At 68.0% G+C, this 11,434-nt stretch carries 6 protein-coding genes; 4 read left to right on the top strand and 2 right to left on the bottom strand.

Annotated features, from left to right (window positions below; translation table 11 throughout):
- Window positions 1-67 precede the first annotated feature (67 nt).
- Entirely contained in the window at window positions 68-1,279 is a 1,212-nt protein-coding gene (locus B5F79_RS10275; protein ID WP_087221229.1) for a hypothetical protein, read from the bottom strand.
- Window positions 1,280-1,954: 675 nt separating this feature from the next.
- Here B5F79_RS10275 and B5F79_RS10270 point away from each other — a divergent pair.
- The 3 genes from B5F79_RS10270 (at window position 1,955) to B5F79_RS10260 (ending at window position 8,497) form a co-directional block, all read left to right on the top strand.
- Entirely contained in the window at window positions 1,955-2,620 is a 666-nt protein-coding gene (locus B5F79_RS10270) for a TetR/AcrR family transcriptional regulator (RefSeq protein WP_241147318.1), read from the top strand.
- Window positions 2,620-7,347 carry a 2-hydroxyacyl-CoA dehydratase gene (locus B5F79_RS10265; protein WP_087221223.1) on the top strand — a complete coding sequence of 1,576 codons (4,728 nt, stop codon included), beginning with the start codon at window positions 2,620-2,622 and terminating at the stop codon, window positions 7,345-7,347. Before B5F79_RS10270 ends, B5F79_RS10265 begins: the two co-directional genes overlap by 1 nt.
- 310 nt (window positions 7,348-7,657) lie before the next feature.
- Entirely contained in the window at window positions 7,658-8,497 is an 840-nt protein-coding gene (locus tag B5F79_RS10260; protein ID WP_087221220.1) for an HAD family hydrolase, read from the top strand.
- A 115-nt stretch (window positions 8,498-8,612) separates the two neighbouring features.
- Here the strand turns inward: B5F79_RS10260 and B5F79_RS10255 are convergent, their stop codons facing one another.
- Window positions 8,613-9,950 carry a CapA family protein gene (locus B5F79_RS10255; RefSeq protein ID WP_087221217.1) on the bottom strand — a complete coding sequence of 446 codons (1,338 nt, stop codon included), beginning with the start codon at window positions 9,948-9,950 and terminating at the stop codon, window positions 8,613-8,615.
- Between the two features lie 174 nt (window positions 9,951-10,124).
- Between B5F79_RS10255 and pepT the strand changes: the two genes are divergently transcribed.
- Window positions 10,125-11,432: a peptidase T gene (pepT, locus tag B5F79_RS10250; protein WP_241147317.1), complete on the top strand. Its 1,308-nt coding sequence runs from the start codon at window positions 10,125-10,127 to the stop codon at window positions 11,430-11,432.
- Window positions 11,433-11,434: the final 2 nt, after the last annotated feature.

The following is an 11,434-nucleotide window of genomic DNA, read 5'->3' as shown; positions in this document are numbered from 1 at the left end:
GGTTTGTCATGTCAAGACATGACAAACCACCCCGTCCCCTCTGTCGGCAACCACCCTGTCAGTCCCGTTAGCGGCGCTTGCTGGCGGCCCACTCCCAGAGGCTCACGGACCGACATCCCTGCTCCTCTTGGCAGAAGTCGTTGTAGACGTGGATCCAGACGTTGTGGTCGGCGATGCGCAGGGGGCTGCCGTCGGGCTCGTGATAGGTGCCGGTGAGGTCCTCCATGCGGTCGAAGAGGGTCATGTGGGCCTCCGCTCCCGCCTCGCGCAGCCTTCGGCACAGCGGGAGGGACGTGGTCGTAGGGTCAACCAGCCGGTCGGTCCTAGCGTGGACGAACCAGAGCGGCGTCCGCGCGATTTGGGCCACGTTCTCGGGCGTCTGGCTCTCCTCGAAGAAGGGTGCGCATACCGGAATGCCCGCAGCCCAGGCGCCGGGATAGTCGAGGCACATGCGCACGGTCATGAAGCCGCCGTTGGAGAGGCCGCCGATGACGATGCGGCTGGTGTCCACGAGCCCCGTCCGCTCGGCAACGAACTCGTCTATCAACGCCTTGAGCGGGCGCACGTAGATGCTCTCGTTCACGTGACCGAGCTGCTCTACGCCGTCGTCCATCCAGAAGGTGGGGCACTGCGGCACAAGCACCCAGGCGGTCCCGCCAAAGTAGCCCTGGATTCGCGGCTGGGAGAGTGCGGTCACGCGGTTTCCCTGGTAGGCGAGGCCAACGTCGGTCCCACCCTCGCCGGCGCCGTGCAGCCACACGATGAGCGGGACCTGGCCGAGCATCGACCCTTTGTTCTTCTCGCCTCCGCCGGCCGAGAGGAGCGGGTCGTAGTAGCCGTATCCCAGCCGCACTCCGTCGACGGCCTCCGTCTGAACGTCCTCGCGCCATCCGGCAAGGTCGGGGCAGGAGTCGCCGGCGCACTCGTCGAAGACGAGGCCCGAGGCGTGCGTCACGTGGTAGTTGCTCGTCACGAAGAACGAGCGCCTGGCATCGCCGTCCACGCGCCTGTTGAGGGGGACGTCCTCGAGCTCAAGCGCCACGTGCGTGGCCTCGGGGAGCGGCGAGCCGTCCTCCGAGCAGGGATAGGCGGCACGCGCCTCCACGTGCCCTCCGTCGAGCGCGATCTGCTCCGGCCCTTTGGAGCGGCGCGTGCACGCGATGCCAAAGGTGGCGGGGGAGGCCTCGTCCGCGCTCACGGCGTGCGGGAAGTCCAGGACGAGTTTGGAGATCCAGGGACCAAAGTCCCCGAGCGACGTGACGGTTGTATACGCTGCCATCTCGCCTCCGTTGGTGGTCCGGCCGCGCGGCCTGCGCGTGGGGGCGGCCATGGGAATCGCATCCATTTTATACAACGGCTGATGCTGCGGGCGTCGTGCCGAGCCGCGCGGCAGCAGGCCGGTTGTTACACCCTCGGGGGTGTAGGGACGGCGCTCAAGTCGGCGAATCTGCCAAGATGACCCCTGTCGTTACCCTCCTGAGAGGGTAACGACGCAGAGCCGGCCGAAGGCGCATCCCCTTGCACCCCCTGCAGGCCCCGGGTTGTTACGTCCCCGGCAGGGTAACGACGGAGAATGGCGGCCGGCCGGTCCGTGTCGACGCCCGGGCATTGCGGCTTGGGATCGTTGTTCCCCTCCCGAAAGTGGGACAACCGGGGCAAAACCTCGAAATTGGGAGAGTTGGCCTCAGTTCTTCCCCTCTCCGGGGTGGAATAACGGAGGCGGGCCCGTCCGAGGACGGCTCGGGACGGCTATCCCCCACCCGGAATCCGTGCCCTGGCTCCAGAAACCGCGACGCCCCACCGAGGGTTGACAGTTGGACCTGAGCAAACTGTCAACCCGGCACCGTGGAGAAGCTGTGGCTGCCCCCGCGCCGCAAGGTTTCTGCACAGGTTGTGCAATACTACGCAAGCTGTGCAATACGTCGAAGGGACGACCCGCCACATGCAGGAATGCGTGCTCAGCACCGATCGCAGGAGCGTGCGCACCCGCCGCGCCCTGCGCCGCGCCCTCGCCGAGGAGATCTCCGCTACCGGCGACCTCTCCCGCGTCACCGTGACCGCCGTCACGGAGCGCGCCGGCGTCACGCGCCGCACGTTCTACTCCCACTTCCGTGACATTCCGGACCTCGTGCGCCAGATCGAGGACGAGACGCTCTCCGAGCTCCGTGCCCCGCTCGCGCGCATCGCGTCCAGCCACCTGGACGACCTGCGCCGTGCGCTCGACCACGGCGAGGCCGCACCCGGCGCCGAGGCTCTTCTCGCCGCCGTGCGCGACCGCGGGGACTACCTGCGCCCGCTCCTGGGCAAGGGGGGAGACCCGGCCTTCGCGGAGCGCATTAAGACCGTGGTCCACGAGGTCGTGGGCATGCGCGCCCTGGACGGACTGGACCTGCGCGCCCTGGGGCCCCTCTTTGACTACTACCTCACGTTTGCCATCTCTGCCGAGGTGGGCGTGCTGCTGCGCTGGCTCGACGGGGGCATGCGCGAGAGCGTCCCCACGATGGCGCGCCTCATGACCGCGCTCATGTTCGTGCGCCCCGGCGACCTCTACGACAGTCCCATCGAACTTGACATCCCGAGCTTCGCGCTTGCCGCCATGTGCTCCAAGGAGGACAACTAATGAGTAAGACCGCTGCTTCCATCCAGGCGGAGAGGGCCGCCCTCGCCGCCAAGCCGCTCGAGCTCAAGCAGGAGGGCGCGGAGCTCTCCCCGGCGCGCCCGACCGACTTCTCCCACGCGCACCTGCGCCTGGGCATCGACGTGGGCTCCACCACCGTCAAGCTTGCCGTCATCGATGACGCGGACAACCTCGTCTACGCCAACTACGAGCGCCACCACACGGACGTGCGTGCTACCGCCAAGGAGCTCTTCGCCCGCGCCCGCAAGGTCATAGGCTCCGCGCCCATGCGCGTCTCCATCACGGGCTCCGGCGGCATGCTGCTGGCCAAGTGGCTCGGCCTCGAGTTCGTCCAGGAGGTCATCGCCTCCAAGCGCGCCGTGGAGACCCTCATCCCGCAGACCGACTGCGCCATCGAGCTCGGTGGCGAGGACGCCAAGATCATCTACTTCGACAACGGCATCGAGCAGCGCATGAACGGCACCTGCGCCGGCGGCACGGGCGCCTTCATCGACCAGATGGCGAGCCTGCTGCACACGGACGCCGCGGGCCTGAACGAGCTCGCCAAGGGCGCCACGCAGATCCACGCCATCGCCTCCCGCTGCGGCGTCTTTGCCAAGTCCGACGTCCAGCCCCTGCTCAACGAGGGCGCCAAGCCCGAGGACATCGCCGCCTCCATCTTCCAGGCCGTGGCCAACCAGACGGTCTCGGGCCTCGCGTGCGGCCACCCCATCCGCGGCTACGTGGCCTTCCTCGGCGGCCCGCTCCAGTACCTCTCCGAGCTCCGCCACCGCTTCTACGTGACGCTCAACCTGGACGAGGAGCACCGCATCGTCCCGGAGAACGCCCACCTCTTCGTGGCCACCGGCGCGGCGCTGGCCGGCGAGTCCGAGAAGTACATCACCTTTGACGAGGCCATCCGCCTGCTCGAGGACCTCCACGACACCCAGGGCTCCGAGGTCGCGCGCCTGGAGCCGCTCTTCCAGACCCAGGAGGACTACGAGGAGTTCAAGGAGCGCCACGACAAGCAGGTGGTGCCCAAGGGCGACCTCACCAGCTACCACGGCCGCGTGTTCATTGGCATCGACGCCGGCTCCACCACCATGAAGACCGCGGTGGTTGGCGAGGACGGCGAGCTCCTCTACACCTGGTACGGCAACAACAACGGCGACGTCCTCGGCACGGCGCAGCGCATCATGGACGACATCTTCGACCACATGCCCGCCGACTGCACCATCGGCCACGTGACCACCACCGGCTACGGCGAGCAGATCCTCATCGAGGCCCTGCGCGCGGACTCCGGCGAGATCGAGACCGTGGCGCACCTGCGCGGCGCCAAGGCCTTCGTCCCGGACGTTCAGTTCATCCTGGACATCGGCGGCCAGGACATGAAGTGCCTGCAGGTCAAGGACGGCGTCATCGAGCACATCATGCTCAACGAGGCGTGCTCCTCGGGCTGCGGCTCGTTCATCGAGAGCTTCGCCGTGTCCATGAACATGACCGTCCAGGACTTCGCCAAGGTGGCCGTCACCGCCAAGAGCCCCGTGGACCTGGGCTCCCGTTGCACCGTCTTCATGAACTCCCGCGTCAAGCAGGCGCAGAAGGAGGGCGCGACCATCGGCGACGTGGCGGCCGGCCTCTCCTACTCCGTCATCAAGAACGCCCTCTTCAAGGTCATCAAGCTGCGCGACTTCGACGAGATCGGCCAGTGGTGCGTGGTCCAGGGCGGCACCTTCATGTCCGACGCCACCCTGCGCGCCTTCGAGGTCCTCACCGGGCGCGACGTCATCCGCCCGGACATCGCGGGCTGCATGGGCGCCTACGGCGCGGCCCTTCTCGCCCGCGACCGCGCCGGAGCGTACGGCACCTCCACGCTCCTCTCCCGTGAGGAGATCGACAACCTCCAGGTCAAGCACACCAACGTGCACTGCGGGCGCTGCAACAACAACTGCCTGCTCACGATCAACGACTTTGGCGGCGGCCGCCGCTTCATCACCGGCAACCGCTGCGAGAAGGGCGCCGGCGGCTCCCGCGCCAAGAAGAACGACGCGCCCAACCTCTTTGACTTCAAGAACAAGCTGCTCTTCGACCGCCCGACGCTCTCCCCGGAGGAGGCGCCCCGCGGCACCGTGGGCATCCCGCGCGCGCTCAACATGTACGAGAACTACCCGTTCTGGCACGCGTTCTTCACCAAGCTGGGCTTCTCGGTCATCCTGTCCGACCAGACCTCCGCGGCCACGTACGACGCCGGCATCGAGTCCATGCCCTCCGAGAGCGTGTGCTACCCGGCCAAGCTCAGCCACGGCCACGTCATGAACCTGCTGGGCAAGGACCCCGACTTCATCTGGATGCCCTGCATCCGCTGGGAGCGCCAGGAGGACGACGGCGCCACCAACCACTACAACTGCCCCATCGTCATGAGCTACCCGCAGGCCCTGGGGCTCAACATGGACGAGCTCGGCGAGCACGGCACCGTGGAGTTCCTCTCGCCCTTCATCCCGTATGACAAGAAGAAGGAGCTCAAGCGCCGCCTCTACGAGCTCATCGTCGAGCAGCGCGAGAAGGACGCGGAGGCCGGCCACGGTCGCGTGCGCGGCGAGCGCATCACCCGTGCCGAGATCGACGCCGCCGTCAACGAGGCCTGGGAGGCGGACCTCGCCTTCAAGGACGCCATGCACCGCGCCGGTGACGAGGCCCTGCGCTGGATCGAGGAGCACGACGCCCACGGCATCGTCCTCGCCGGCCGCCCGTACCACAACGACCCGGAGATCAACCACGCCATCCCGGCGCTCGTCCACTCCTTCGGCTTCGCCGTCCTCACCGAGGACTCCGTCGCGCACAAGATGAAGCCCGAGCGTCCCATCCGCGTGGTCGACCAGTGGATGTTCCACAGCCGCCTCTACCGTGCCGCGCGCTTCGTGGCCTCCCGCAACGACCTCGACCTCATTCAGCTCTTTTCGTTTGGCTGCGGCCTTGACGCCCTCACCACAGATCAGGTCCAGGAGATCCTCGAGGCCTCCGGCAAGATCTACACCGTCCTCAAGATCGACCAGGTGTCCAACCTCGGTGCCGCGCGCATCCGCATCCGCTCCCTGATGGCCGCCCTCTCCGAGCAGCGCGAGGAGCTCCGCCGCGCCGCGTCCAGGGGCCAGGTGCGCGAGGTCGAGCCCGTGGGCGTGCACAACGCCGACGGCTCCATCGAGCGCGCCCGCAAGACGGCCGAGGGTCGCGTGCCGGTCTACCGCGAGGCCGCCAGCGCCGCCTTCGAGAAGGTCCGCTACACCGAGGACATGCAGAAGGCCGGCTACACCATCCTCGTGCCGCAGATGGCGCCCATCCACTTTGACCTTCTCGAGGTCCTTCTCAAGCAGTCCGGCTACAACGTGGTGCTCCTGCCCTCCGTTGACCAGGGCGCCGTGGAGGCCGGCCTCAAGTACGTGAACAACGACATCTGCTACCCGTCCATCCTGGTCACGGGTCAGATCATGGAGGCCGTCCTCTCCGGCGAGTACGACCTCTCCCGCACGGCCGTCATCATCACCCAGACGGGCGGCGGCTGCCGCGCCACCAACTACATCGCCCTCATCCGCAAGGCGCTGCGCGACTCCGGCCACCCCGAGGTCCCTGTGATCTCCCTCACCGCGGCGAGCGGCTTGGACGAGGACAATCCGGGCTTCTCAATCTTCAAGCCCGAGATCCTGTTCAAGGCCGTCTACGTGCTCCTCTATGGCGACCTCATCATGCAGCTGCTCTACCGCACGCGCCCCTACGAGGCCACGCCGGGCTCCGCGGACGCCCTCTACGAGCGCATGATGGCCGAGGCCAAGGGCTTCGTGGTCTCCGGCGGGCGCAGCCGCTTCTACCAGCTCTGCCAGCGCACCATCGACGCCTTCGAGACGCTGCCGCTTGAGAACGACCGCTCCAAGCCGCGCGTGGGCGTGGTGGGCGAGATCCTGGTCAAGTTCCACCCCACGGCCAACAACCAGGTGGTCAAGGTCATCGAGCAGGAGGGCTGCGAGGCCAACGTGCCCGGCCTCGTGGACTTCTTCCTCTTTGGCATGACCAACGCCATCAACATGAAGGACGAGCTCGGCACCAAGGCCACGAGCCGCCTCACGCACAAGGCCGGCATCAAGCTCATCGAGAGCTTCCGCGAGCCCATCAACCGCATGCTCGAGAAGACCACGCGCTTCCAGCCGTACCCGGACATCTTCGAGCTGGGCGCCAAGGCCGAGAAGGTCCTCTCCCTCTGCAACACCATGGGCGAGGGGTGGCTGCTCACCGCCGAGATGGTCGACCTCATCGAGACCGGCACGCCCAACATCGTGTGCTGCTCGCCCTTTGCGTGCCTGCCCAACCACGTGGTGGGCAAGGCCGTCATCAAGCGCCTGCGCCAGATGCACCCCGAGAGCAACATCGTGGCCGTTGACTACGACCCCGGCGCCTCCGAGGTGAACCAGCTCAACCGCATCAAGCTCATGATCTCCGTGGCCAAGGAGAACTACCGCACCAACCGCGAGGCGGGCTTTCGCCTGGAGAACCCGGCCGACCCGGTGACGCACGACGCGGTGGCCCCCTACACCGGGAGCGACCGCTTCGAGGACTCCGTGTCGCGCGGGGACGGTTCGGCGTGCGGCCTTGGCGCCCACGCGCACGGCGGCATCCGGCTCACCGACGAGCAGCTCGAGCAGATCGAGGACGCCAAGCGCAGGGCCGGCGTGAGCAAGTAGCGCCTGGGTCCAGGCTTGTCATGCGGCGCGGGTCGAGAAGAACCTCGGCCCGCGCCGTTCTTCTCGGCCGCACCTGGCGGCATCCTCCGAGGGGCCGCCCGCACTTCTCGCCCGCACTTCTCGCCCCCGGCCTCAAGTGCGGCCTGGACCGCACTGGCTGGGCGCACTGGACGGCAAACCGCGGGAGCGTGACCGCACTTCTCGCCACGTAACGCGTCATGTGACCGCACTCGATGGCCGCACTCATGAGTGCGGCCTGCCCCGTCGGCCACGGCGCTATCATGATGAGAAGAACGTCGAGGGAGGTCACGTGGTCAGGCTGGTCTTTGTGGACATGGACGATACCTTTGTCACGCCGGACAAGGTCATCACGCCCGAGAACCTGCGGATTCTGGACGTCGCCCACGAGCGGGGCGTCCAGTTCGTGCCCTGCACGGGGCGCAGCGTCCGCGGCCTGCCGCAGCAGCTCGTGGAGCACCCGAGCGTGCGCTTTGCCGTGTGCAGCGGCGGCGCGCTCGTCTACGACCTGCGCGCCGGAGGGGCTGGCGAGAAGAACGGCGAGGTCGTCCACAGCCAGCCCATCGAGAAGGACGTCGTGCGGTCACTCTACGACGACGTGCGCGACCAGCGCATCACCTTCGACCTCACGGCGGAGGACGGGGTCCTGGCCTCGTCGGACCGCTGGCCGCTCTACTGGGAGGCGGCCCTCGACGACGCCACGCGCGAGATGGTGCTCTCCCAGCGCACCCGCTTCGAAGGCACCACGGGCGAGCTCATCGAGCGCATGGACCAGATCTTCCGCGTCAACGTGCTCTACGTGGACGATGCGGGGCGCCGGGCGGTGTGGGACGCCGTGGACGCGCGCCCCGAGCTCTGCCGCGCCTCCTCCATACCGGTGAACGTGGAGATCACGGACGTCCGCGCCACCAAGGGAACGGCGCTTCTGTGGCTCTGTGGCCACCTGGGCGTTGCCGTGGCGGACACGGTGGCGTTCGGCGACTCCGGCAACGACCTCTCCATGATCGAGGTCGCCGGGGACGGCGTGGCCATGGGCAACGCGTCACCCGAGGTCAAGGCCGCTGCCGACCACGTGGCCCCGTCCTGCACGGATTCCGGCGTCGCGCGCTATCTTGAGCCTCTGCTGGGCTGACGAGGTTGACAGACTCCCCGGGTTGACAGATTCCCCGGGTCAAACTGTCAAGTCGGATGACTTGACAGTTTGACCCGGGGAATCTGTCAACCCCGTCAACCAAAGGATCTGGCGGCTACGCGTCGATGAGGAAGCCGTCGTCGTAGGCGTTCACCACGTCGGCGCTCGTGTCGCGCATCCACCCAAGGGGGTCGGTCGACTGCGAGAGGATGGGGTGCTCCGCGGCGAGCTCCTCGGTGTAGTCCTTGAGGGCGTACACGACAAAGCTGCTCCCGTCCGTGTGGTTGACGAGGGGCACCCACTTGATGCCCTCGATGCGCACAGAGCCGTTCTCCTTCACGAAGTCGCAGCTCAGCATGCCCTCGAGCTCGTGCTTGATGCTCGGGTCCTCGTGGTTGCTCAGGAAGTTCCCCAGCGAGTAGGCAACCAGCGTGCGGTGGCCGTCCGCGCCCTCGAGCCAGGTCATGGGGCCGATGACGTGGGGGTGCGAGCCCAGCACCACGTCCGCCCCCGCGTCCGCCAGGAGCTGCGCGTACTCGAGCTGCGTCTCGTCTGCCTCCATGAGGTTCTCGGTGCCCCAGTGCATGCCAACGAGCACCACGTCGGCGGCCTCGCGGGCGCGCGCCACGTCGTCCGCGATGCGGTCCTTGTCCATGAGGCTCACCGCATAGGAGGGCAGGTCCTCCGGGTCGTACCCGTTGACGCCGTAGGTGTAGTCCAGAAGGGCAAACGTGATGCCGTTCTTCTCCACCGTGGCGACCTGCTTTGCCTCCTCCTCGCTCGCGGCCGTGCCGGCAAAGGTGACGGGCAGCTCGTTCCAGACCGCGCGCGAGTGCTCGTTGGCGCCGTAGGAGCCCCAGTCGTAGGCGTGGTTCGTAGCCGAGCCAACCAGGTCAAAGCCGGTCTCCACCAGCGCGTCTGCCATCTCGTCCGTGATGTTGAAGGAGGGGTAGCCGCGCGGGCCTATCTCGTTGCCGCCCACGTGCGTCTCCTCCTTCACGTAGGCGAGGTCGGCAGACTCGATGTACTTCTTCACGGGCTCGTAGATGGGGGAGTAGTCGTAGGTACCGTCGCCCTCCTCGCCCGCCTGAGCATCCGCGAAGGCGGCGATCTCTATCTCCGGCAGGTTGTCCCCCACAGCGACAAAGTGGACGGTGAAGGGCCCGGCGGGCTCGACGGGCTCCTCCTCGGCGGGCGCGCAGCCCCTCGCTGCGAGCGCGCCTCCCACCACGATGGCGGCCGCGCCCGCCGCACCAACGAGCAGCTGCCGGCGCGGGAGCGAGGGCCCCGTGCCGCCGCTCGCCGCAGGCCTGGTTGCCCGCGGGCCGGACGACCGCGTCCCGGCCCCCGAGCCCGACGTTCTTCTCGGCTCCTCGGCGGCAGGCTTGATCGGCGTGCCGCGACGGTGCGGCTTTCTCTTCTGACGGCCCTCCTGAGCGCTCCGCCCCACCATCTCATGCCTCGCATTCTGGTCAAGATACCTGCACGGGGCCACTATACTCCGAGCGCGGGACGCCAATTGCGCGAGGGGCGTGCAGACCCTTTGGGCCCTCGCTCCGTACCGCTCGCCTGGAGTAGACTAGCAATCGGAAAACCGACTTACGGGACAGCTATGCCGGAGGTTGCCATGTCAGACGTTCTCGAGCGCTTCATGCGCTACGTTCAGGTGGGCTCGCCCTCGAACCCGGACAACATGGAGGAGACGCCCTCCACGCCGTGCCAGCACGACATGGCGCTCCTGCTGGGCGAGGAGCTCAGGGCGGTGGGCTGCACGGACGTCACCGTTGACGAGCACGCCTACGTCATGGGCACGCTGCCGGCGTCCGCCGGGGCTGAGGGCCTGCCCGCGCTCATGCTCTGCGCGCACATCGACTCCTCCTCGGACGCTCCGGCCATGGGCGTGCGCCCGCACGTCGTGCGCTACGAGGGCGGCGCGCTCGTCTCCGGCGTCGTGGACGGCGCGCCCGTCCAGACCACGCCGGACCAGGTGCCCGACCTCGCGCGCTTTGTGGGCGAGGACATCGTGTGCTCGGACGGCACCACGCTCCTCTCCGCCGACGACAAGGCCGGCGTGGCCGAGATCGTGGCCCTTCTCGCCCGCCTCTCCGCCAACCCGGAGCTCCCGCACCCCGCCATCAAGGCGGCCTTCGTTCCGGACGAGGAGATCGGCCACGGCGCCGAGCTGCTGGACATCGAGGCGCTGGGAGCGGCCTGGGGCTACACCGTGGACGGCGAGGCGCTGGGCGAGTTCAACTACGAGTGCTTCTCGGCGAGCGAGGCCACCGTCACCGTGCGCGGCGTGATGGTGCACCCCGGCGCCGCCAAGAACATCATGGTCAACGCCATCACGGTGGCCTCCGAGTTCCAGCAGATGATTCCCGCGGCGGAGCGCCCCGAGCACACGGAGGGCCGCGAGGGCTACTACCACCCCACGGACATCGAGGGCACCGCCTCCGAGCTCACGCTCACCTACATCCTGCGCGACTTTGACGCGGAGGGCTTCGCTCGCCGCGAGCAGACCATGCGCGACGTGGCCGCCTTCCTCAACGCCCGCTACGGCGAGGGAACCGTCACCGTGACCATCCGCGAGCAGTACCGCAACATGGCCGAGCGCCTGCGCGGCATGGACTTCCTCGTGGAGAACGCCCTCGCCGCCAACCGCGAGGTGGGCATCGAGCCCGTGGTGGTGCCCGCGCGCGGCGGCACGGACGGCGCGCAGCTCACGTTCCGCGGGCTGCCCTGCCCCAACATCGCCACGGGCGGCTACAACGCGCACTCTGTCCGCGAGTTCGTGCCGGTCTCCAGCCTGGAGAAGACGGTCGACCTGCTGGAGCGCCTCGTTGCCAAGTTTGCCGTCCCGCAGGGCAAGAAGGACGCGCAGGGCAAGAAGGACGCGCAGGGCGAGAAGGACGCGCCCGCCGGCGCCGCGGAGTAGCG

Origin of the sequence: Olsenella sp. An285, assembly GCF_002159625.1 — a bacterium.
Lineage (GTDB): Bacteria > Actinomycetota > Coriobacteriia > Coriobacteriales > Atopobiaceae > Thermophilibacter > Thermophilibacter avicola.
The sequence above is the reverse complement of the archived record's forward strand: the minus strand, read 5'-3'. Positions and strand labels throughout refer to the sequence as shown.

Coding starts and splice junctions, on each gene's coding strand:
- B5F79_RS10275 (WP_087221229.1), bottom strand. CDS start 1,279: ATGGCAGCGTATACAACCGTCACGTCGCTCGGGGACTTTGGTCCCTGG.
- pepT (WP_241147317.1), top strand. CDS start 10,125: ATGTCAGACGTTCTCGAGCGCTTCATGCGCTACGTTCAGGTGGGCTCG.
- B5F79_RS10265 (WP_087221223.1), top strand. CDS start 2,620: ATGAGTAAGACCGCTGCTTCCATCCAGGCGGAGAGGGCCGCCCTCGCC.
- B5F79_RS10255 (WP_087221217.1), bottom strand. CDS start 9,950: ATGGTGGGGCGGAGCGCTCAGGAGGGCCGTCAGAAGAGAAAGCCGCAC.